Annotated in this window: 20 protein-coding genes and 1 tRNA gene; 10 read left to right on the top strand and 11 right to left on the bottom strand. The window is 67.7% G+C overall.

The window, feature by feature from the left end:
- Positions 1 to 39: 39 nt before the first annotated feature.
- The 3 genes from CDV49_RS07020 to guaB are packed head-to-tail and all read right to left on the bottom strand — an operon-like array spanning position 40 to position 4,961.
- Positions 40 to 2,316 (bottom strand): ATP-binding protein, encoded by a 2,277-nt coding sequence (locus tag CDV49_RS07020; RefSeq protein WP_088214840.1) that lies wholly within the window; start codon positions 2,314 to 2,316, stop codon positions 40 to 42.
- A 39-nt stretch (positions 2,317 to 2,355) separates the two neighbouring features.
- Positions 2,356 to 3,510 (bottom strand): RsmB/NOP family class I SAM-dependent RNA methyltransferase, encoded by a 1,155-nt coding sequence (locus CDV49_RS07015; RefSeq protein WP_088214839.1) that lies wholly within the window; start codon positions 3,508 to 3,510, stop codon positions 2,356 to 2,358.
- A 2-nt stretch (positions 3,511 to 3,512) separates the two neighbouring features.
- Complete coding sequence (gene guaB, locus CDV49_RS07010) at positions 3,513 to 4,961, bottom strand: IMP dehydrogenase (protein WP_088214838.1); 1,449 nt, start codon at positions 4,959 to 4,961, stop codon at positions 3,513 to 3,515.
- Between the two features lie 155 nt (positions 4,962 to 5,116).
- Between guaB and CDV49_RS07005 the strand changes: the two genes are divergently transcribed.
- A complete protein-coding gene (locus CDV49_RS07005; RefSeq protein ID WP_088214837.1) occupies positions 5,117 to 6,856 on the top strand; it encodes a glucan ABC transporter ATP-binding protein/ permease in 1,740 nt (579 codons plus the stop codon).
- Between the two features lie 193 nt (positions 6,857 to 7,049).
- Here the strand turns inward: CDV49_RS07005 and ykgO are convergent, their stop codons facing one another.
- Both ykgO and CDV49_RS06995 read right to left on the bottom strand, forming a co-directional pair.
- Positions 7,050 to 7,175: a type B 50S ribosomal protein L36 gene (gene ykgO / locus CDV49_RS07000; protein ID WP_035712875.1), complete on the bottom strand. Its 126-nt coding sequence runs from the start codon at positions 7,173 to 7,175 to the stop codon at positions 7,050 to 7,052.
- A 65-nt stretch (positions 7,176 to 7,240) separates the two neighbouring features.
- Positions 7,241 to 7,315, bottom strand: a tRNA-Val gene (locus CDV49_RS06995).
- Between the two features lie 139 nt (positions 7,316 to 7,454).
- Between CDV49_RS06995 and CDV49_RS06990 the strand changes: the two genes are divergently transcribed.
- Together CDV49_RS06990 and CDV49_RS06985 are read left to right on the top strand one after the other, a co-directional pair.
- Entirely contained in the window at positions 7,455 to 8,327 is an 873-nt protein-coding gene (locus tag CDV49_RS06990; protein WP_088214836.1) for an N-formylglutamate amidohydrolase, read from the top strand.
- Positions 8,328 to 8,345: 18 nt separating this feature from the next.
- Positions 8,346 to 8,924 (top strand): hypothetical protein, encoded by a 579-nt coding sequence (locus CDV49_RS06985; protein ID WP_088214835.1) that lies wholly within the window; start codon positions 8,346 to 8,348, stop codon positions 8,922 to 8,924.
- Positions 8,925 to 9,013: 89 nt separating this feature from the next.
- Here CDV49_RS06985 and CDV49_RS06980 read toward each other — a convergent pair whose 3' ends face one another.
- Positions 9,014 to 10,267, bottom strand: coding sequence for a DNA polymerase IV (locus tag CDV49_RS06980; RefSeq protein WP_088214834.1), 1,254 nt, complete (start codon positions 10,265 to 10,267; stop codon positions 9,014 to 9,016).
- 202 nt (positions 10,268 to 10,469) lie between these two features.
- Between CDV49_RS06980 and CDV49_RS06975 the strand changes: the two genes are divergently transcribed.
- The 4 genes from CDV49_RS06975 to CDV49_RS06960 are packed head-to-tail and all read left to right on the top strand — an operon-like array spanning position 10,470 to position 12,557.
- A complete protein-coding gene (locus tag CDV49_RS06975) occupies positions 10,470 to 11,321 on the top strand; it encodes an SPFH domain-containing protein (RefSeq protein WP_373447789.1) in 852 nt (283 codons plus the stop codon).
- A gap of 19 nt (positions 11,322 to 11,340) precedes the next feature.
- The gene (locus CDV49_RS06970; protein ID WP_088215031.1) at positions 11,341 to 11,583 is read left to right on the top strand and encodes an NfeD family protein; all 243 of its coding nucleotides are present in this window, start codon (positions 11,341 to 11,343) and stop codon (positions 11,581 to 11,583) included.
- Positions 11,573 to 12,094, top strand: a complete 522-nt coding sequence (locus tag CDV49_RS06965) for a GNAT family N-acetyltransferase (RefSeq protein WP_088214832.1) — start codon at positions 11,573 to 11,575, stop codon at positions 12,092 to 12,094. The genes CDV49_RS06970 and CDV49_RS06965 overlap by 11 nt, the downstream gene beginning before the upstream one ends.
- Positions 12,095 to 12,101: 7 nt before the next feature.
- Complete coding sequence (locus tag CDV49_RS06960; RefSeq protein ID WP_088214831.1) at positions 12,102 to 12,557, top strand: NUDIX hydrolase; 456 nt, start codon at positions 12,102 to 12,104, stop codon at positions 12,555 to 12,557.
- On the opposite strand, the gene meaB is transcribed toward CDV49_RS06960, so the two are convergent.
- Positions 12,526 to 13,500, bottom strand: a complete 975-nt coding sequence (meaB, locus tag CDV49_RS06955; RefSeq protein ID WP_373447788.1) for a methylmalonyl Co-A mutase-associated GTPase MeaB — start codon at positions 13,498 to 13,500, stop codon at positions 12,526 to 12,528. The two genes, CDV49_RS06960 and meaB, sit on opposite strands and share 32 nt — an antisense overlap.
- A 164-nt stretch (positions 13,501 to 13,664) precedes the next feature.
- Here meaB and CDV49_RS06950 point away from each other — a divergent pair, with 164 nt between their 5' ends.
- Positions 13,665 to 14,393, top strand: a complete 729-nt coding sequence (locus CDV49_RS06950; RefSeq protein WP_088214830.1) for a DUF3108 domain-containing protein — start codon at positions 13,665 to 13,667, stop codon at positions 14,391 to 14,393.
- Positions 14,393 to 16,858, top strand: coding sequence for an ATP-dependent helicase HrpB (hrpB, locus tag CDV49_RS06945; protein ID WP_088214829.1), 2,466 nt, complete (start codon positions 14,393 to 14,395; stop codon positions 16,856 to 16,858). Before CDV49_RS06950 ends, hrpB begins: the two co-directional genes overlap by 1 nt.
- Positions 16,859 to 16,873: 15 nt before the next feature.
- Here hrpB and CDV49_RS06940 read toward each other — a convergent pair whose 3' ends face one another.
- On the bottom strand, positions 16,874 to 17,302 hold the full coding sequence (locus tag CDV49_RS06940) for a VOC family protein (RefSeq protein ID WP_088214828.1): 429 nt from the start codon (positions 17,300 to 17,302) through the stop codon (positions 16,874 to 16,876).
- Between the two features lie 119 nt (positions 17,303 to 17,421).
- Between CDV49_RS06940 and CDV49_RS06935 the strand changes: the two genes are divergently transcribed.
- Positions 17,422 to 17,808: a hypothetical protein gene (locus tag CDV49_RS06935; RefSeq protein ID WP_088214827.1), complete on the top strand. Its 387-nt coding sequence runs from the start codon at positions 17,422 to 17,424 to the stop codon at positions 17,806 to 17,808.
- Between the two features lie 44 nt (positions 17,809 to 17,852).
- On the opposite strand, the gene argF is transcribed toward CDV49_RS06935, so the two are convergent.
- Genes argF through CDV49_RS06920 form a run of 3 tightly spaced genes read right to left on the bottom strand, consistent with a single transcriptional unit; the run spans position 17,853 to position 20,519 of the window.
- Positions 17,853 to 18,779: an ornithine carbamoyltransferase gene (gene argF, locus CDV49_RS06930; protein ID WP_088214826.1), complete on the bottom strand. Its 927-nt coding sequence runs from the start codon at positions 18,777 to 18,779 to the stop codon at positions 17,853 to 17,855.
- Positions 18,779 to 19,330 carry a GNAT family N-acetyltransferase gene (locus CDV49_RS06925; RefSeq protein WP_179209138.1) on the bottom strand — a complete coding sequence of 184 codons (552 nt, stop codon included), beginning with the start codon at positions 19,328 to 19,330 and terminating at the stop codon, positions 18,779 to 18,781. The genes argF and CDV49_RS06925 overlap by 1 nt, the downstream gene beginning before the upstream one ends.
- Entirely contained in the window at positions 19,323 to 20,519 is a 1,197-nt protein-coding gene (locus CDV49_RS06920; protein ID WP_088214824.1) for an aspartate aminotransferase family protein, read from the bottom strand. The genes CDV49_RS06925 and CDV49_RS06920 overlap by 8 nt, the downstream gene beginning before the upstream one ends.
- Positions 20,520 to 20,623 lie beyond the last annotated feature (104 nt).

The following is a 20,623-nucleotide window of genomic DNA, read 5'->3' as shown; positions in this document are numbered from 1 at the left end:
ATATGGCGCAGCGCTCGGAAGTCGGACTGCCGGAAGCTCTCAGGCCACCGGTTCCAGTTCTGCCTCCGTCACGGGCCGGCGACCGACCTCCGCGCTCACCGCTTCGGTCAGCTGGGCGAGGGAGAACGGCTTCGGCAGGAAAGTAGAATTCGGCATCCGGGCGCGGATTTCGCCAAACGACTCCTCCGCATAGCCGGAGACGAAGATCACCCGCATGTCGGGTCGCTGATGCATGGCCCTGGCGACCCAGGTGGGCCCGTCGATGCCGGGCATGATGACATCGCTCACAATCACGTCGATGCGCAAATCGGGCTCCGACGTCAGGGCAAGGGCGGCGTCCCCGCTGTCCGCCTCGAGCACGGTAAACCCCTTCAGCCGGAGCGCACGGGCGGCGAAGGCGCGTACGGGCGCCTCATCCTCCACCAGCAGCACCACGCCGCCTGCCTGGATCGGGGGAAGTTTCGGAGGCGCCGGCTTTGGCTCCGCGCGCAGAGCGGCGATATGAACCGGGAAATAGAGGGTGAATGTCGTGCCTTCGCCCAGAACCGAATCCACGAAGATGAAGGCGCCCGACTGTTTCACGATGCCGTAAACGGTGGAAAGGCCGAGACCCGTCCCCTCTCCGGGCCGCTTCGTGGTAAAGAATGGCTCGAAGATCTTGGTGAGCATGTCGGGCGGGATACCGCTTCCCTCATCGCGCACGCGGATCACGGAATAATCGCCAGCCGGAACGCTCGCCCGGTCCCGCGACAGCGGCGCGTTCAACCGCAGTGCTTCCGTTTCCACCCAGATGTTGCCGGAACCACCGATCGCGTCACGGGCATTGACGACGAGGTTCATCATCACCTGCTCAAGCTGCCGCCTGTCGGCACGCACAAGGCGGAGCGCATCGTCATTGCGGAAGATCACCCGCACCCGCTCCCCCACCAGCCGGTTCAGCAGATGCATGGCGTCGGCCAGCACGGCCCGCAGATCCAGCACCTCGGCCTGAAGCGTCTGCTTGCGCGAGTAGGCGAGCAGTTGCCGTACGAGCCCCGCCGCACGATCGGCATTCTGCCTGATCTGCTCCAGATCGGCGAACTCCGGGTCACCGGGCCGGTGACGGAGCAGGAGGAGATCGCAATGGCCGGAAATCGCGGTCAGCAGGTTGTTGAAATCATGCGCCACACCACCGGCGAGCTGGCCTATCGCCTGCATCTTCTGGCTCTGGATGAACTGCGACTGGAGGTTTTGATGCTCGGTGGCGTCATTCAGCACGGCGATGAGCCGCATGCGGCCGCCGTTCCGCACGCGGCGCAGGACGATCTGCACGTAGAACTCGCGACCGGCCCGGGAGGCACGCAGGATCTCCGGCTTGTTGAGTGTCCGCCCTGCCATCGCATCGGCAATCCAGTCGCTCACAGGGCGGCCAAGCCCTTCCACGAGGTCGTGCAGCAGGGCCTCCCCCTCCGGCGGGCAGAGGATTTCCCGAGCGGCGCGGTTGGCAGAGAGCACCCTTCCGTCAGGCGCGAGTTCCAGCAACGCGACCGGCAGATCCTCGGCAGAACCGCTGGCGTTGCAGGCAGGCTCCTCCATGGGCAGCAGCAAGACCCGGCGATCCCCCGTGGAGGGCAGGTCGTGGACCAGAACGGCAAGCGGCCCCTTCGCCGTGATGAGCCGCGTTTCCTCTCCATTGCGGGGCGGTGTCGCGAACATGTCGGAGATCCGTGACGGGCGCAGCCCCAGAAGCTCCCGGAGCGTGGGGCTGACATGCAGAACGCGCCCATCGGCCGCCAGGGTGCAGGCCGGGAGCGGCAGGGTATCGGCAAGTCCATCCTTCCAGCACCACAGCGTCAGGCCGGCATCCAGAGGAAGCGCAGTGAGGCGGAGCGTTCCGCGCGCCGTCGGGAAATCCGCGTGCCCCCCCGAGGCGAGCCGTGCCCAGGCGGCCTGCGGCTCAAGCAGCAGCGGATGGAGCAATTCCACAAGCGTCTCGCCCGTGCCGGCCGCTGTGTTCGCCGAGAGGATCCGCCCCCTCTCATCGGTGATCGCGGCCGGACCTGCCTCCATCCCCGGAAGGCGCATGAGCCACTGGCCACGCTGGCCTTTCTGAAGCAACCGAACCCCGGTCATCGCAGCCAAGATCATCGCCACGAGCCCAAGCGCGGCAGCCACCGCATGCAGAACGCCGGGCCGGGTGTGGAGAACCTCACCCCCTGCCCAGGCGAGCAGTCCGAACGTTGCCAACAGGCCCGTCTGCCAAAGCCCCGTCCGCTCCATGATCCCGATCCGCTGCCCCGACACCTTCACCCCCTGCCGCCACACCCCTTTGGACACCGACGAGGGTTAAGATCCGGTTAATCGTGGATTTTTCAACTATGGCTTGTGTCGCAGAACGGCGAGGTAGAAACCGTCGCCACCGTCGAGCGGCGTGAACCGGTGCTCCTCCGCGAGATGCCAGCCCGTGCCCTCGGCCATGAAGCGCCTGATCTGGGCGGCGTTCTCCCGCTCGAGCAGCGAACAGGTGGCATAGGCCAGCACGCCCCCCGGAGCGACGAGCGGGGCTGCGCGGCGAAGGATGGCGGCCTGTGTCTGCTCCAGCCGCTCCAGCATATCTCCCGTCAGCCGCCATTTCCCCTCCGGCGCGCGGCGCCAGCTTCCCGAACCGGAACAGGGAACATCCGTCAACACGAGGTCAAAGGGAGCGGCGCGATCCATCGCCTGCAACTGGGTAATGCGGACGCCCGCACGCTCTGCCCGCGCGGGAAGGTCGCGCATCCGTCCGGGGTCGGCGTCATGGGCAAAGACCTCTGCCCCGCGCGCCGCTAGAGCGAGCGACTTGCCCCCGCCGCCCGCGCAGTAATCAAGGGCACGCCCCCCCCTCGGCAGCGCCTCTACCACGGCTTGGGAGGCAGCGTCCTGCAGCTCCACCAGCCCATCACGATAAGCGGCGGAACCGGAGACGGCACGGGCACGGGCCGTGACTTCGAGAGCGGTCTCGGCCAGCGGCGAGGAGCGTGTTTCGATCCCCTCCTCCGCCAGGGCACGGGCCGCCTCATCCCGTGTCGTACGGGCGAGGTTGGCACGGAGGAACACCGGCGCACGATGGCGCAGGGCCTCCATCACCGGGGCAAAATCATCACCGAGGCTGGCTTTCAGGTCGGGCACCAGCCAGTCCGGCGTATCCAGCCGGACGGCCTCCGGCGCGGTGGCGAGGGACTGCCCTTCCTCATCTGCGGTCACCGGGGCGGGCGCGTGGCCCTCGCCCGTGAACATCACCGACGGGTCTTCCCCCCCGGCGCGGAGGGCGCCCAGCATGAGCGCGCGCCCGTCCTCTCCACCGCCGAGCCAGCCGAAGGACCGCCGGCAGCGGAGCGCATCGAACACATGATCCCGGACCGCCGCCCGATCCCCCGAACCGGCATAACGGCTGCGGCGCGCCCAGTTGGTGAGCGCGCGCTCTGCGGCATCGCCTGCGCGGATCTCGTCCAGCACTGCGATGGCAGCAGCGATTCGGGCGGCGGGCGTCACGGTCAGCCGATCCGGTAGTTGGGGCTCTCGCGGGTGATCTGCACGTCGTGCACGTGGCTTTCCTTCAGCCCGGCCCCGGTGATGCGGACGAAGCTGCAGTTGGTCCGCATCTCCTCGATCGTGCGGTTGCCGGTATAGCCCATCGCCGCACGCAGGCCGCCGACGAGTTGATGGATCACCGCAGCCGCCGTGCCCTTGTAGGGCACCTGCCCCTCGATCCCTTCGGGCACCAGCTTGTCGGAGGCCGCGTCCTTCTGGAAGTAGCGGTCGGCAGACCCCCGCGCCATCGCGCCGAGAGAGCCCATGCCGCGATAGGATTTGTAGGACCGCCCCTGGTAGAGGATCGTCTCGCCGGGGCTTTCATCCGTTCCGGCGATGGCCGAGCCCACCATGGCGCAGGAGGCACCCGCCGCGATCGCCTTGGCGAAGTCGCCCGAGAACTTGATGCCGCCATCCGCGATGACCGGCACGCCGCCGGCAGCCCCGGCCGCATCCATGATGGCGGTGAGCTGCGGAACGCCGACACCGGCGACAATGCGCGTGGTGCAGATGGAGCCGGGGCCGATGCCCACCTTCACCGCATCCGCCCCCGCGTCGATGAGCGCGCGCGTGGCCTCCGCCGTGGCGACGTTGCCCGCGACGACCTGCACCTCGTTCGAGAGTTTCTTCACCCGCTCCACCGCCTGCGCGACAGAGATGGAATGCCCATGCGCCGTGTCGATGACGATCAGGTCACAGCCCGCGTCGATCAGCGCGGCCGAGCGCTCGAAACCCGCATCGCCCACCGTGCTCGCCGCGGCCACGCGCAAGCGGCCCAGCGAATCTTTAGTCGCGTTCGGGTTCAGCACGGCCTTTTCGGTATCCTTCAGCGTGAGCAGCCCGGTGAGCTTGCCCTGACCGTCGGTGACCAGCAGCTTCTCGATCCGCCGCGCCTTCATCATGCTCTTGGCGAGATCGAGATCCGCAGGCTCCCGCAGCACGGCGAGATTGTCGGCGGTCATCATCGCGCGGACCGGGGTGCGGTCATCGGAGGCGAAGCGCATGTCGCGGTTGGTCACGATGCCGACGACGCGCCCCTCCCCGTCCACCACGGGGAAGCCGGTGACGTTGTATTGCTCCTGCAAAGCCTTCGCATCGGCCAGCGTCTGATCCGGGGTGAGGGTGATCGGCTTGTAGACGACGCCCGATTCGAAGCGCTTCACCCGGCGGACCTGATCGGCCTGCTCATCGATGCCGAGATTGCGGTGGATCACGCCGATCCCGCCCGCCTGCGCCATGGCGATGGCCATGCGGGCCTCCGTCACGGTATCCATCGCGGAGGAGAGCAGCGGAATGTTCAGCCGGACACTGCGGGTGACGAAGGTGGATGTATCGGCATCTGACGGCAGCACGCTGGACGCGGCGGGAACCAGCAATACGTCATCAAAGGTGAGAGCCTCACGAATCTCCATGGAGACCTCCTTAGGGCGGCGGGGGGAGTGATCGTTTGGCGCTTCCCTATTTCACGCCGAACGGGAGAAGAAAAGGATAAAACGCAGATGGTCGCCGGGGGCATGATGCGCAAGATATCCCGACGGAACGTCGCAACGCGCAGGAACGGGACAGGATGACGCCGCAGGAAATCTACCGCAGGACCATCGCGCTCCTGCTGCCGGAACGCTGGCTCGCCCTTTCGCTGGCGCTGTCGGGGGTGATCCTAGCCGTGGTGCAGCTTGCCGAGCCGATCCTGTTCGGACGGATGGTGGACCGGCTGGCCGAAGGGTCCAATGCCTTTCAGCTCATCGGCATCTGGGCGGCCTTCGGGCTGTTCGGCATCGTGGCGGGTGCGGTCGTCGCCATCGCGTCGGACAGGCTCGCGCATCGCCGGCGGATGGCGGCGCTGGGGGATGCATTCTCCACCGCCATGACGTTGCCCATCAGCTATCACGCGCGGAAGGGCAGCGGAGCGGTGGTGCGCTCCATCCTCGCGGGGACGGATGCGCTCTTCGTCGTCTGGCTGGGCGTGCTGCGGGAGCAGTTGACGGCGCTGGCGGGCATCCTGCTGATGATCCCCACCGCAATCCGCCTGAACGCCACCATGGCGGGAGTGCTGGCGCTGCTGGGGATCGTCTATCTGGTGCTGAACGTGCTCGTCATCCGCAAAACCCGCATCGGCCAGGCGGAGGTGGAGAAGAATTCCGGCAGCCTGTTCGGCAGGGTGGGCGATGTGCTGGGCAACGTGACCGTGGTGCAGAGTTACAGCCGCTTCGCCTCCGAGATGCAGGCCATGCGCGGGCTGATCGACACGCTGCTCTCCGCCCAGTATCCCGTGCTGACATGGTGGGGGCTGATGACCGTGCTGACCCGCGCGGCGGCGACGATCACCATGGTGGTGATCTTCGGCGTGGGCGCGGTGCTGGCCCAGCGGGGAGAGATCACGGTGGGGCAGATCGTCTCCTTCGCGGCCTTTGCGGGGTTGCTGGTCGGGCAGTTGGACAGGCTCTCCAGCTTCGTCTCGACCGTGGTTCGGCAGACGCCGGTGATCCGCAGCTATTTCGAGCTGCTGGACGCCCGCGCCGACGTGATCGACCCGCCCGACGCGACACCGCTGGTGGGTCTGGTGCTTGGCCACGTGGCCTACCACCATGTCACCTACCGCTTCCCCGACAGCGATCAGGGCGTTTTCGACCTGACCTTTGAGGCCCTGCCGGGGCAGACGGTGGCCCTCGTCGGCCCGACCGGCTCCGGCAAGACGACGACGCTCGCCCTGCTCCAGCGGCTGCGGCAACCCGATTCCGGCACCATCACCGTCGATGGCCGCGATATCGCCGACATCACCCTGTCATCCCTCCGCGACAACGTGGCCGTCGTGTTCCAGGAGGCCGGGCTGTTCAACCGCTCCATCGCCGAGAACATCCGCATCGGCCGGCCCGGCGCCACTGATGCGGAGGTGCAGCAGGCGGCGGAACTGGCCGAGGCGCATGAGTTCATCACACGCAAGCCCGGCGGCTATGGCTTCGTGATCGGCGAGCGCGGGAATGCGCTCTCGGGCGGCGAGCGCCAGCGGATCGCCATTGCCCGCGCGGTGCTGAAGAACGCGCCGATTCTCATTCTGGATGAGGCGACCTCCGCCCTCGACCCCGCAACGGAGGCCAAGATCAAGCGGGCGATCGACAAGCTCCGCGCGAACCGCACCACGCTCGTCATCGCTCACCGGCTTTCCACCGTTGCGAATGCGGACCGGATTCTCGTGCTCGATCAGGGGCGGATCGTGGAGGACGGCAAGTTCCACGACCTCGCCCATGCGGGTGGACTGTTCCAGCATCTGGTGGAGGAAGGTGAGATCGTCGAACCCAAGGAGGAGTAGCGCCCTGCGCTGAAAGCACCGCACCCGGACGCCGCACCCAATTTCTCCGACCGGAGGTGCGGCAAGGGCAGGCGCTTTTCCCTGCCCCTGTCATTTTCCCTACCCCTCTCGAGGGCGGGCCATCCCCGCCCGGAAAAGCGAACGACCGCCGGTTTCCCGGCGGCCGCTCATGTTCTGTCCTGTGGCTCCCGCCTCAGCCCTGACGGGCCTTGTAGCGGCGCTGCGTCTTGTTGATCACGTAGACGCGGCCTTTACGGCGCACGATCTGGCAATCGCGGTGACGCTGCTTGAGCGAGCGGAGCGAGTTGCGGACCTTCATCGGTCGTCTCCCATTCGCGGCGCGGCGTGCGCCTTGAAACAGATTGCCCATATGGGCGGTGAAAATGGTGGGCGCGACAGGGATCGAACCTGTGACCACTACGATGTCAACGTAGTGCTCTACCGCTGAGCTACGCGCCCCACCCGACCCTGACCGCAGCTTCCTGCGAAACCGGCGGTCCTTGTCGGTTGGCGGGTCTATAAAAGGACTCGCGAAGGTGTTCAAGGGCTTTTGGACAGAACCTGCATCGCACTATATTCGTTTTTGATGGAGACCGCGATGAGCCCTGCCCCCTATATCCTGACGGAGCCTTCCACGCAGACCACGCCGGTTGTGTTTTCCTCGCCTCACAGCGGGAGACACTATCCCGATGCGTTCCTGAATGCATCGCTGCTCGACGGACGCGCGATCCGGTCTTCCGAGGATGCTTTCGTGGATGAACTGTGGTCCTGCGCGCCTTTGCACGGGGCGCCGCTGATCGCCGCGACCATGCCGCGCGCCTTCATCGACCTCAACCGCAACAGCGACGAACTCGACCCCGCCCTGATCGAAGGGGTGCGTCACGTCGCGCACAATCCCCGCATATCATCGGGTCTGGGGGTGATTCCCCGGGTCGTCGCGGGCGGGCGGGCCATCGTTTCCGGCAAGATGTCGCGGAGCGCGGCGGAGGAGCGTATCCAGCTCTGGTGGCGGCCCTATCACACGCGCCTGGGACAACTGGTGGAGGGAACGATCGCCCGCTTCGGCACGGCCCTCCTGATCGATTGCCACTCCATGCCGCGGGAGGCCGTGGAGAATCACTTCTCCGCCGCCGGGCGTCGTCCCGATGTGGTCCTGGGCGACAGGTTCGGCTCGAGCGCCGACGGGCGGCTGGTCGAGATGGTCGAATCGCTGCTGGCGGCAGAGGGCCTACGGGTCTTGCGCAACATGCCGTTCGCCGGGGCCTACATCACGCAGACCTACGGCAATCCCACGCGCAATCGGCACGTGATCCAGATCGAAGTGGACCGTGGGCTTTACATGAACGAACGCACCCTCAGGAAAAGCGACGATTACCCGGTTTTTCAGACGCTGATCGACAGGGTAGCCGCGGGCATCGCGGCAGGCGCCAGCGATTTTGCTGGAGGCGAGCGGCGACACGCCGCGGAATAGCCGGACAGGAACACACCCATGCCATCTCTCTGCCGTGCGGCCCGCCGGGCCGGCGCTTTACCCCGTCCCGCCAAAAGGCTCGCGTTTCTGGCCTTGCTCGGTCTTGCCGCCTGTGCGCCCGCAAGGCCGGACCCTGCCACCCTCTCGGCCCGCTATGAGCGCCTGCCGATCTTCCGGCTCTGGGAGGTGCAGGGACAGCCGCCGTCCGAAACCGATCTGATGATAGTGGAAGCCGAATTGGGCGCGCGCGGGCAGATGCGCTTCGGAGGGCGGCATCTGGGCAACATCTCGGCAAGCGCCGTGGGCAAGCCGCGCTTCCCCCGCCCGGGCGAGCCGGGAATGAAGCGGAGTTGCGGGGAGTTCACCTCTCCCGCCGCGGCACAGCGGGTCTTTCTGGCGGCAGGCGGGCCGGAACGCGACACGTATGGGCTTGATCCCGATGGGGATGGCTTCGCCTGTGCCTGGGGCGAAACGCTGCAGCAGAACCGGGATAAGTCCGATACGACGGCGCGCCGGTACCAGCGGAACGAAAACGGCTACTGCTATTACAATTCAGGCGAAGACCGCATCTATGTGAGCCGGATGTTCTGCGCCTGACAGCCACCGCAGATGGGGAACAAGGCGCGGGGGACGCCCCCCGCGACCCCCGTTCTGACCCTTCGCATCCGATCGCCTGCGGCGGGAGGCTAGCGAAGCGCCCTGCCCCGGATGATCGCGTCCTGTCCGAACCGCGCGCGGATGCTGTCGGTCGCGCGCTCCGCCCGTTCCCGCCGCGCGGCGCTCGGATCGAAGAGATCGACGGTCAGATCGCCTTTGCCCGCAGGCATGAGATCACTGAGCCCGACACCCAGCAGGCGGAACGGCCCCGCGTCCTTCACATGGGCCATAAGCTCCAGCGCCGTGCGGTAGATCCTGTCGGCAAGCTGGGTCGGCTCGCGGAGCGTCTCTCTCCGCGTGAGGATCGCATGGGTGTGGCGCTTGAGCTTCAGCGTGACCGTACGCCCTGACAGATCGCGTGCCTTGGCCCGGTCGGAAACCTGCTCTGCCAATCGCCACAGATGGCCCTCCAGCAGGTCACGGTCGGAGATGTCCTCGAAGAACGTCGTCTCCCGCGAGATGGACTTGACCGGCGCATGCGGCGTGACGGGGCGGTGATCCTCCCCGCGGGCCAGATGCCAGAGCCGCTCCCCCGAAGGGCCGAAGCGGCGGGAGAGGTCCTCCCGACTCCAGCGGCGCAGGTCTGCGAACGTGCGGATGCCCACGCCCTCCAGCGCCTCCTGAAATGCGGGGCCAACGCCCCAGATGAGCTGGATCGGCCTATCGGCGAGGAAATCCAGCGTCTCCGCCCTGCCAATCACGGAGAACCCGCGCGGCTTGTCCATGTCCGAGGCGATCTTGGCGAGAAACTTGTTGTGCGACAGGCCGACGGAGCCGGTCAGGCCAAGCTCCACCTCCATCCGCCGCACGAGCCGCGCCAGCATCACCGCGGGCGGTGCATGATGCAGCCGTTCCGTCCCGGTGAGGTCGATGAATGCCTCGTCCAGCGACAGGGGCTGCACGGCCGGGGACAGGTCCTCCATCATCGCGCGCATCCTGCGGGAGACGTCGACATAGACCTGCATCCGAGGCTTGATGACCACCGCGTCGGGGCAAAGCTTCAGCGCGCGGAACATGGGCATGGCCGACCGCACGCCCTGTATGCGCGCGATGTAACAGCAGGTGGAGACCACGCCCCTGCTCCCGCCGCCCACAATCACCGGACGGTCGGCGAGGCTCGGATCATCCCGCTTCTCCACGCTGGCGTAGAACGCGTCGCAGTCCATATGCGCGACGGAGAGCGTGAAAAGTTCGGGATGCGACAGCACGCGCGCGCTCCGGCAGGCCGGGCATCGCCGGCCCGCGTCGAAGGGCGTGAGGCAATCGCGGCACAATGCGGGCATCTCGGGCCTCCTGCGCCATTATCGCGCGGGCGCCCGGTGATGAATAGCCCCCCATCGCCGGGCCGGCAGACCACATGCGCGTCCTGCTCCCCCGAAACACAGGTCGGGCCTTTGGACCCTTGCCGCGGACCGCGATTGCGGCAACTCTCTGCACACCAAAGCGGAGGGCGGGATGTTTCCTGACAGGCTGAGTGGCAGCGAAATGGTGATGATCGGCATTGCCGCCTTCGTCATCCTGTGCATCTTCCTTGGGGTCAGGATCGTGCCTCAGTCGGAGAAATACGTGGTGGAGCGGTTCGGGCGGCTCCATGCCGTTCTCGGGCCGGGGATCAACCTGATCGTGCCCTTCCTCGACCGTGTGGCGCACAAGATCTCCGTGCTGGAGCGGCAGCTTCCCGTGGCGCGGCAGGATGCGATCACCGCGGACAACGTGCTCCTTCAGGTCGAAACCAGCGTGTTCTATCGCATCATAGAGCCGGAAAAGACCGTCTATCGCATCCGGGATGTGGATGCCGCCATCGCCACCACCGTCGCCGGGATCGTCCGGGCGGAGATCGGCACGATGGAACTGGACGAGGTGCAGTCGAACCGTGCCCGTCTGATCGAGAAAATCCGCGAGTCGCTGGCCAATATCGTGGACGACTGGGGAATCGAGGTGACGCGGGCAGAGATACTCGACGTCAACCTCGACGAGGCCACGCGCGCCGCCATGCTCCAGCAGCTCAACGCCGAACGCGCGCGCCGTGCGCAGGTCACCGAGGCGGAAGGCCGCAAACGCGCGGTGGAACTGGCGTCGGATGCCGATCTCTATGCGGCGGAGCAGCAGGCAAAGGCGCGCCGGATCGGTGCCGATGCCGAGGCTTATGCGACGGAGGTCGTCGCCCGCGCCATTGCCGACAACGGGCTGGAGGCCGCGCAGTATCAGGTCGCGCTGAAACAGGTGGAGGCACTGGCCACGATGGCGAAGGGTGCGGGCAATCAGACCGTCGTCCTGCCTGCCGACGCGGTGGAGGCCTTCGCCAACGCCTTCCGCATGCTGAAGGGGCGCGGGTGACGTGGCCTGGTGGGTCTGGATGATCGGAGCCATCGTGCTGGCGGGCGTGGAGGTGCTGATCCCCGGCTGGGTGTTCCTCGGCTTCGCCATGGGGGGGATGCTGACGGGTCTGGCCCTTCTGCTCTTTCCCTCGCTCGGGGGAACGGCGATAATCTGGCTCCTCTTCGCGTTCCTGTCCCTTGCCGGGTGGCTGCTGCTCAGGCGGATCTTCGGGCGGCGGAGCGAGGTGAAAATCTGGAAGCGGGACATCAATGACAACTGAATTCGCCATCCGCCCGGAGCGACCCGACGATGTGGATGCCATCAACCGCCTGATCACCGCCGCCTTCGCTGGGCATCCGCAAAGCGCAGGGAACGAGGCGCAGATCGTGCACGATCTCAGGGCCGACGGCGTTCTCCTCTCCTCCCTCGTGGCCGAGGACCGGACCCCCGAGGCGGGCGGCGGCATCATCGGACATCTGGTGTTTTCGCCGGTCACCATGGCCAACGGCTCCGTCTGGCTGGGCCTTGGCCCCATCTCCGTCCGCCCCGACCTGCAACGCAAGGGCATCGGCACGGCGCTGATCCGCGCGGCCTTCGCCCGTCTGGATGAGGATGCGGCGGGCTATGTCGTGGTGGGAGACGCGGATTACTATGGCCGTTTCGGCTTCGTCGCGGCCCCGCAGGTGACGGTTCCCGGCATCCCGCCCGAACACGTCCTCGTCCGCGCGATCTGGACACCTCCCCCCAAGGGCAAGGCGCTTTATCACCCCGCCTTCGGCCTTCCCGCATGATCGGCCGATGACGGGCCGCCAGGCGGGTGCCCCTTTCGACGGCGCGAAAATCGCGTTGTTCCTGGGTGATGACCTGCTCGTGATGCGGCGGGATGACCGGCCGGACCTGCCATGGCCGGGGGCATGGGATCTTCCCGGCGGGGGCCGGGAAGGCAACGAGACGCCGGAGGCATGCGTGCTGCGAGAGCTGGAGGAGGAGTTCGGTATCCGCCTGCCGCCCCCGCGGCTCCGGTGGCACTGCATTCACCCGCGCCCGGGCCTGCTGCCCGCACATTTCTTTGCCGGAACGCTCACTGCGGAGGACGTGGCAGCAATCCGGTTCGGCGATGAGGGGCAGGAATGGCGCCTGATGCCGGTCGCGGTGTTCCTGACCCACCCGGAGGCCGTGCCCGTGCTCCGTTCGCGGGTTGCGGACTGCCTTGCCGCGGGGTTCAGGCCGGAGGCTGCGACAGGCGGTCGATGAGGTCGCGGGCGGCACGGGCGGGGGCGGCACGGCCCTCCATCACCGCCTGTCCCAAGGCCAGCAGCTCCGCCCGCACGGCGGGATCGGCGGAGAGGCGCGCGATGAGGCCAAAGCGGACCTCCTCCTCGAACCAGTGGCGGGCCTGCGAGGCGCGATGCTCCGCCCACCAGCCGCTTTCCTGCCGCCAGCGCGTCAGTGCCCCGATCTCCTCCCAGGCCTCCGCCAGCCCCGCCTGCTCCAGGGCAGAGACGGTCAGCGCCTTGGGATACCCGGGGGGATCCTGCGGGCGCTTCCGCAGCAGACGCAAGGCACCGGCGTAATCCGCACAGGTCCGCGTCGCCGCCGCCTTCAGATCGCCATCCGCCTTGTTCACAAGGATCAGGTCGGCGATCTCCATGATCCCGCGTTTCACCCCCTGAAGCTCGTCCCCACCTGCCGGGGCCAGCAGCAGGACGAAGATGTCGGTCATCTCCGCCACCATCGTCTCCGACTGCCCGACGCCGACCGTCTCCACCAGAACCACATCGAACCCGGCAGCCTCGCAAAGCGCGACGGCCTCCCGCGTGCGGCGGGCCACACCGCCCAGTTCGGAACGGCTGGGCGAGGGGCGTATGAAGGCGTTCGGATCACGGGACAGAAGTTCCATCCGCGTCTTGTCGCCAAGGATGGACCCGCCCGTCCGCGCGGAGGACGGATCGACGGCCAGCACGGCGATCCGCTTGCCCTCCTCCGTCAACCGCAACCCGAAGCTCTCGATGAAAGTGGATTTGCCCACCCCAGGCGTGCCCGAAAGGCCGAGCCGCAGCGCCTGCCGCCCGCTCCCCGCCAGCCGGTCGAGCAAGTCCTCCGCCAGCAGACGGTGATCGGCGCGCTGGCTTTCCACCAGCGTGATCGCCCGGGCCAGCGCACGGCGATCGCCCGAGAGAACGCCCGTCGCGAGCATGCTGATTTCGCCTGCCCCGACGGGGCCGCGCCTTGCGGAAGTCGTCTGCACTGTCATCGCATCCCTTCGGCAGGTTTCGGCGGCGGACCACATTTCCGGCTGCCGCGGGGATTACTTGCCCAAGGGCAGGGTTATATGTCCAGTCCGAACCGGAGAAACATGCCATGCCACTGCCCGTCCGCACCGCCCTCGCCGCCGCCCTTCTGATGACCCTCCCCCTCGCGCCCGCCATGGCGCAGCAGGTGAGCAGCACCTTCGACCTGCGGATCCGGGGGATTCCCGCCGCGACGCTGTCCATGACCGGGCAGGAGACGGCGGGCAGCTATTCCGTTGCCGGGCGGCTTCAGAGCGCGGGGCTGGTCGGTCTCTTCCGCACCATGCGCTATGATGCGCAGGTGCAGGGAGCGCGAAACGGCGGGCGCTATACCCCTTCCCGCTATACGGAGGATGCCGACACCGGCAAGCGGAAGTCCCGCTCCGTCATGCGCTATCAGGGGGGCACGCCGCAGGTGGTGGAATATGATCCGCCCGAACGCGACCGGCGGGGCAATAGCGTCGATCCTGCGACGCAGGGCGGCACCATCGACCCGTTGACGGCCATCTGGATCGGCCTGCGCCCCACACCTGCGGCGGAAGTGTGCAAATACGACGGCTTCATGTTCGACGGCAAACGCCGGAGCCGTGTCACGCTCTCCAATCCGCGCGCAGAGGGGGATGCCATCCTCTGCACGGGGCGTTATGAGCGGGTGGCAGGATTCTCGGATCGCGAAATGGCGGAAAAGACCGTGTTCAACTTCACCATGACCTATACGCCGGCCGGTCAAGGTATCATGCAGGTCTCACAGATCAGCATGGACACGCTCTATGGCGCGGCGGTGCTGACGCGGCGCTGATGAGAGAGGGCTGGTCACCGCTTCCCATCGACACCGTCCTGCCCGCGCTGGCGGAGGCAGTGGCGACGGCGGGCCGGGCCGTCCTTCAGGCTCCGCCCGGCGCGGGCAAGACCACGCGGGTGCCGCTGGCCCTGCTGCCACAGGTGACGGGCCGGATCGTGATGCTGGAGCCCCGCCGCCTTGCTGCCCGCGCGGCCGCGGAACGCATGGCCGAGACGCTCGGGGAGGCGGTCGGGGGAACCGTCGGCTACCGCATCCGGGGCGAAAGCCGCACCGGCCCGACGACCCGGATCGAGGTCGTGACGGAGGGGATCCTCACCCGCATGATCCAGTCCGACCCGGAACTGTCCGGCGTGGGCGCCGTGATCTTCGACGAGTTCCACGAGCGCTCCCTGAACGCGGATCTGGGCCTTGCGCTGACATGGGAGGCGCGGAGCGCCCTGCGCCCCGATCTCATCGTCATCGTGATGTCCGCGACGCTGGACGCAGCCCCCGTCGCGCGGCTGCTGGAGGACGCGCCGCTCGTCACCTCCGAGGGCCGGGCCTTTCCGGTCGAGACGCGCTGGCTCGCCGCCCCGCTTCTTGCCGGAACCCGCCTCGCGCCTGCCACTGCCGCGCTCGTCACACAGGCGGCAGCGGAGACAGAAGGCGACATCCTCGTCTTTCTGCCCGGCGAGGGGGAGATCCGGCAGGTCGCGGCGCTGCTCGACATTCCGGGCGCCACGGTGCGCCCGCTCTACGGGGCGCTGCCCTTTGCGGAGCAGCGCGCGGCGATTGCGCCCTCGACCCAGGGGCGCAAGATCGTGCTCTCCACCGCCATCGCGGAAACCTCCCTCACTATCGAGGGCGTGCGTGTCGTTGTGGATGCGGGCCGGGCGCGGCGGGCACGGTTCGACCCCGGTTCGGGCATGAGCCGCCTCGTGACGGAGCGGGTGACACGGGCGGAGGCGGAGCAGCGCCGGGGCCGGGCAGGACGCGTGGCACCGGGTGTATGCTACCGCCTCTGGGCCAAGGGAGAGGAGGGCGCGCTCCCCGCCTTTCCACCGCCGGAGATGGAGACGGCCGACCTCGCCCCGCTCGCCATGGAACTGGCGCTCTGGGGTGCGCCGGACGGAGGCGGGCTGGCCTTCCTGACACCGCCCCCCGCCCCTGCGCTGGCCGAAGCCCGGGCACTGCTGCAGGATCTGGGGGCGCTGGATGACGCGGGCCGCGTCACGGAGCACGGGCGGCAACTCGCGCCCATACCGCTGCACCCCCGCCTTGGCCATATGCTGCGGCTCGCGGGCAGGCAGGCCGCACCGCTGGCGGCGCTGATGGCCGCGCGGGATCCCCTGCGGGGCGCGCCCGCCGACCTCGCCCTGCGGCTGGAGGCAGTGCGCGACCTGCGCGCCTATGCCGAGCGCCGCCCCTGGCCTGCCGACCGCGCGACGGTGGAGACGATCCGGCAGGAAGCGCGGCGGCTCTCCCGGCTGGCGGGCTCGGAGGGGCCGGACATGACGCCGGGCGAGATGGCCTCCCTCGCCTATCCTGACCGCATCGGCCTGCGCCGCAAGGGGGAAACACCGCGCTGGCTGCTGTCGGGCGGCAAAGGCGTGACCATCGCGGCGGGCGATCCGATGTCGGGCCAGCGTCTGCTTGTCGCGACCGATCTGGGCGGCACGGCGCGGGAGCCGACGATCCGGCAGGCGGTGGAAATCACCGAGGCTGGGGTGCGGCGTCTTCACGGCGAGCGCATCGGCTGGGAGGATGTCTGCGTCTGGTCACCCCGCGAGCGTCGCGTCATCGCCCGGCGGCAGGAGCGGCTCGGCTCCATCATGCTGGACGACCGCATCTGGCAGGACGCGCCGGAGGACCGGGTGGCGGGGGCGCTGCTGGACGGGGTGCGCGATCTGGGCCTCTCCTCGCTCGGCTGGACGGAGGCGGCGGAACGGTTCCGCGCACGGGTGGAACTGCTCCGGGCAGAGGGGGTGGACCTGCCCGACATGTCCGACGCCGGGCTGACCGCAGGGTTGCAGGACTGGCTCCTGCCGCATCTGGCGGGGCGGCGTACGGCGGCGGACCTGAAGGCGCTCGACCCGCTCGAACCGCTGCGTCAGATGCTGGGGTGGGAGGAGATGCAGGCCCTCGACCGGCTGGCGCCCGGCCATTTCACCACGCCGCTCGGCAACCGCATCCCGCTCGACTATCGCGGCGGCGTTCCGGGGATCGAGGTGCGGTTGCAGGAAATGTTCGGCGTGACGGAGCATCCTGCCATCGGTCCGAAACGCCTGCCGCTCCGCGTTACGCTGCTTTCGCCCGCCCGCCGCCCCGTGCAGGTGACGACCGACCTGCCCCGCTTCTGGGCCACGAGCTATGCTGATGTGCGCAAGGACATGCGCGGCCAGTATCCCCGCCATCCGTGGCCGGAGGATCCGACGCAGGCCGAACCCACGCTGCGGGCCAAACCCCGGGGCCAGACGGCCTGACCGTCCAGAACCCCGTCAGAACTCCACGACCACGGAGGGCGCGCTGCGGCGGGCGGGGCCATGGAAGACCGCTTCGATATTGTTGCCGTCCGGGTCCAGCAGGAACGCGGCGTAATAGCCGGGGTGATAGGGCCGCTCTCCGGGACCGCCGTTGTCGGTGCCCCCCGCCGCAAGACCTGCGGCATGAAATGTGCGCACCTGCGCCTCATCCTCCGCCTGAAAGGCGAGATGGTGCCGCCCGGTGAGTTCGCCTAGGGCCGCCGGGCTGTCGGCGGATGAGACAAACAGCTCGTCCGCCCAGAAGAAACCCTCCCCCTCCCCGCCGATCGGAATATCCAGCGCGTCCAGCACGGCGCCGTAGAACCGGCGGCTCGCTTCCAAGTCCCGGACAACGAGCTGAAGATGGTCGATGAGCCGCCCGCGATGCAATCGTTCGGTTTCCATGTCCTTCCCTCCCTGCATGTCGGGAAAGATAGACCGGAGCCCGCAGGGTCAAGCAAGCGTGATTCCCCGCCTGTGCCGGCCCGACATATGCTCTGCCGGGCCAAACAAAGGAGGGGCGAATGACGACGAGAGACATCGGGCGGGTCAGCCTTGCGACGCTTCTCCTTGCCGCGCTTGCCTATCACGCCGCGCCGCAGCTGGCACATGCGCATCGGTTCGCGGGCTGGATGGGTCAGGTGACGATCAACGGCGCCGTCCATGATGTGAACCTGGCCGCCCCCGCGCCGGGAATGACGCTGGAGGACAGCGACGGCCACCGGTGGCACGTGTTGCTCGGCTCGCAACGGCAGGTCAGCCGCTCCGGCCTGTCCGCAGCACCGCCGCAGGACGGCAAGGCCGCTCAGGTGGTGGGCGTGCTGTCGGGCCGGGAAACGATCCGCGCCGCACGGCTGATCGTGGAGGGGCAGGAATACGATATCCCCGCCCCGAAACCGCGGGGCACATGACGCCGGAACACTTCGGGCGATCGGGCGGAGGTCAGATTCGCCCGTCAGACGCCGAGGCACCATCGCATGACGGCCTTCTGCGCATGGAGCCGGTTTTCCGCCTCGTCGAAGACGACGGAATGCGGCCCGTCCATGACGGTGCTCGTCACCTCATCGTCGCGATGGGCGGGCAGGCAATGCATGAAAAGCGCGTCGGGCTTCGCATGCGCCATGAGCGCCTCGTTCACCTGATAGGGGCGAAGCTGGTTGTGCCGCCGCTCCCGCGCCGATTGCGGATCATGCATCGACACCCACGTGTCAGTGACAACAAGATCGGCCCCCTCCACCGCGCGGGCAGGATCGCGCACGATCTCCGCCCCCGCACCCCGGGACCGCGCGAAGTCCAGCCACTCCCGCTCCGGGTCCAGCGGCGGCGGACCGGTGAAGGTGAAATCGAACCCGAACTGCCCCGCCGCATGGATGAGCGAGGCACAGACGTTGTTGCCGTCGCCACACCACACCACCTTGCGGCCCGCGATATTGCCGCGATGTTCCTCATAGGTCATCACATCGGCCATGATCTGGCAGGGATGCGTCCGGTTGGTCAGGCCGTTGATGACCGGGACGGACGCATGTTCGGCCATTTCGTAGAGCGTGGCCTCCTCGAACGTGCGGATCATGATCAGATCGACATAGCGGGACAGGACGCGCGCGGTATCGGCAATCGTCTCACCATGGCCGAGCTGCATTTCCTTGCCGGACAGCACCATCGTCTCGCCGCCCATCTGGCGCACGCCCACGTCAAAGGAGACGCGGGTCCGGGTGGAGGGCTTCTCGAAGATCAGGGCGACCATGCGGCCCTTTAGCGGCAATTCGTCATCCACAGCACCCTTGGGACGACCGTTGCGCGCCAGTTTCATGGCACGGGCATTGTCTATCATGCCCCGCAAGTCTTCAGGTGCCGTGGTATGAATATCGAGGAAGCTGTTCATCAGGCTTGTCTTTCGTCGTTTTCATCCGGCGTCGGATTGGCAAGAAGCACCATGAGCGGCGGCATGTCGGAACCGGCAGCATAATCGCGGAACCCCGCCCGGCGGAAGGCCCGAACAGCCGCGATGTTCGCCGGATCGGGATCGCCCGCGAGAGCAGGCACACCCTCCGCAAAAAGCCTGGCTGAGAGAGCCCGGAGCAAGCCGGACCCAAGACCCCGGCCAAGCCGGCCAGACGGCCCGATGAGCAGGTCGATGCCCCGCGTATCCTCCGGCAGCCCACCGGCCCCGCCCGGCCAGTCCAGAAGGCGGTAATGCTGCACATAACCGAACGGTTGCCCGTAATAGCTGGCGATCTGTTGCGAAATCAGTGGCGATCCGATCCGCTCGCCGATGCGGGCCAGTTGCTCCTCCGGCGCATCCCACCAGCGGCGGACGTGCGACAGGCGGAGCCATGAGCCGAGAAGCGGCAGGTCTGCGGGCGTGACCGGATCCAGCCGGATGCCGGTCACCGCCTCGCTGCCGGTGGCGGAAGGGGGCCGCGCCTCAATCACCGGCCTGCGCCTTCTTCTCCGGGGAGAGCGCGGCGGCGGCACGGTCCAGACGCTCCACCGCTTCGGCCATCTCCGCCTCCGCGATGTTCAGCGCGGGCAGCAGGCGGACGACGTTATCGGCGGCACCAACGGTCAGCACCTTTTCCGCATAGCCCGCGGCCACCAGATCGGCAGGAGCGATGCGGCACTTCAGGCCCAGCATGAGGCCCTGCCCGCGCACTTCCTCGAAGACCTCGGGATGCGCGGCGACAAGCCCCTCCAGCTTCTGGCGGAAGAACCCGGCCTTGTGATTGACCGCTTCGAGAAACGCCGGGTCGGCCACGATATCCATGACCTTCGCGCCCACCGCGCAGCCCAGCGGGTTGCCGCCATAGGTCGAGCCATGGGTGCCCGCTGTCATGCCCCGCGCCGCGGTCTCCGTCGCCAGCACGGCGCCGAGGGGGAAACCGCCGCCGATACCCTTGGCCACCATCATGATATCCGGGGTGATCCCGGCCCATTCGTGGGCAAAGAGCTTGCCCGTGCGCCCGACGCCGCATTGAACCTCATCGAGGATGAGGAGCGTGCCGGTCGCATCACAAAGGGCACGGACTTCCTTCAGGAAGGCGTCTCCGAAGGGACGGATACCGCCTTCGCCCTGAATGGGTTCGAGCAGGATCGCCGCGGTTTTTTCCGTCATCGCGGCCTTCACCGCGGCCATGTCGCCGAAGGGGAGGTGGACGAACCCCGGAAGCAGCGGGCCGAAGCCCTTCACCATCTTCTCCGCGCCGGAGGCCGCGATGGCGGCAGAGGAGCGGCCATGGAAGCAGCCCTCGAAGGTGATGATCTCCACCCGCTCCTTCTCGCCACCGTCATACCAGTATTTGCGCGCCATCTTGATGGCCAGTTCCGCCGCTTCCGTCCCGGAATTGGTGAAGAACACCGTGTCCGCAAAGGTATGCGCGACCAGCAGATCGGCCAGCCGCTGCTGCTCCGGCACGATGTAGAGGTTCGATGTGTGCCAGAGCTTGTGCGCCTGTTCGGACAACACTTCCGCCAGCGCGGGATTGGCGTGACCAAGCACGTTCACCGCGATCCCTGCGCCAAGGTCGAGGTATCGCTCCCCGCCCGCCTCCGTCAGCCAGACGCCCTCCCCCTTCACGAAGGACAGCGGCGCGCGGTTGTAGGTCGGCAGCACGGACGTGATCATCGGATCATCCTCTGAAATGCGCCCCAGAGGTGCCAAAGCAGCGGGGGCGAGTCAACGACGGTGGTTTGAAAGAAGATGTGCGGCAGGCGCACGGCGATCGGGAC

This window comes from Haematobacter genomosp. 1 (assembly GCF_002196855.1).
In the GTDB taxonomy this organism is placed as follows: domain Bacteria; phylum Pseudomonadota; class Alphaproteobacteria; order Rhodobacterales; family Rhodobacteraceae; genus Haematobacter.
The sequence above is the reverse complement of the archived record's forward strand: the minus strand, read 5'-3'. Positions and strand labels throughout refer to the sequence as shown.

What these genes read in the sequence shown, in the direction of transcription:
- guaB (WP_088214838.1), bottom strand. Translation starts at nt 4,961, where the DNA reads ATGGAGATTCGTGAGGCTCTCACCTTTGATGACGTATTGCTGGTTCCC.
- CDV49_RS07005 (WP_088214837.1), top strand. Translation starts at nt 5,117, where the DNA reads ATGACGCCGCAGGAAATCTACCGCAGGACCATCGCGCTCCTGCTGCCG.
- ykgO (WP_035712875.1), bottom strand. Translation starts at nt 7,175, where the DNA reads ATGAAGGTCCGCAACTCGCTCCGCTCGCTCAAGCAGCGTCACCGCGAT.
- CDV49_RS06990 (WP_088214836.1), top strand. Translation starts at nt 7,455, where the DNA reads ATGAGCCCTGCCCCCTATATCCTGACGGAGCCTTCCACGCAGACCACG.
- CDV49_RS06985 (WP_088214835.1), top strand. Translation starts at nt 8,346, where the DNA reads ATGCCATCTCTCTGCCGTGCGGCCCGCCGGGCCGGCGCTTTACCCCGT.
- CDV49_RS06980 (WP_088214834.1), bottom strand. Translation starts at nt 10,267, where the DNA reads ATGCCCGCATTGTGCCGCGATTGCCTCACGCCCTTCGACGCGGGCCGG.
- CDV49_RS06975 (WP_373447789.1), top strand. Translation starts at nt 10,470, where the DNA reads ATGGTGATGATCGGCATTGCCGCCTTCGTCATCCTGTGCATCTTCCTT.
- CDV49_RS06970 (WP_088215031.1), top strand. Translation starts at nt 11,341, where the DNA reads ATGATCGGAGCCATCGTGCTGGCGGGCGTGGAGGTGCTGATCCCCGGC.
- CDV49_RS06965 (WP_088214832.1), top strand. Translation starts at nt 11,573, where the DNA reads ATGACAACTGAATTCGCCATCCGCCCGGAGCGACCCGACGATGTGGAT.
- CDV49_RS06960 (WP_088214831.1), top strand. Translation starts at nt 12,102, where the DNA reads ATGACGGGCCGCCAGGCGGGTGCCCCTTTCGACGGCGCGAAAATCGCG.
- meaB (WP_373447788.1), bottom strand. Translation starts at nt 13,500, where the DNA reads ATGCTCGCGACGGGCGTTCTCTCGGGCGATCGCCGTGCGCTGGCCCGG.
- CDV49_RS06950 (WP_088214830.1), top strand. Translation starts at nt 13,665, where the DNA reads ATGCCACTGCCCGTCCGCACCGCCCTCGCCGCCGCCCTTCTGATGACC.
- hrpB (WP_088214829.1), top strand. Translation starts at nt 14,393, where the DNA reads ATGAGAGAGGGCTGGTCACCGCTTCCCATCGACACCGTCCTGCCCGCG.
- CDV49_RS06940 (WP_088214828.1), bottom strand. Translation starts at nt 17,302, where the DNA reads ATGGAAACCGAACGATTGCATCGCGGGCGGCTCATCGACCATCTTCAG.
- CDV49_RS06935 (WP_088214827.1), top strand. Translation starts at nt 17,422, where the DNA reads ATGACGACGAGAGACATCGGGCGGGTCAGCCTTGCGACGCTTCTCCTT.
- argF (WP_088214826.1), bottom strand. Translation starts at nt 18,779, where the DNA reads ATGAACAGCTTCCTCGATATTCATACCACGGCACCTGAAGACTTGCGG.
- CDV49_RS06920 (WP_088214824.1), bottom strand. Translation starts at nt 20,519, where the DNA reads ATGATCACGTCCGTGCTGCCGACCTACAACCGCGCGCCGCTGTCCTTC.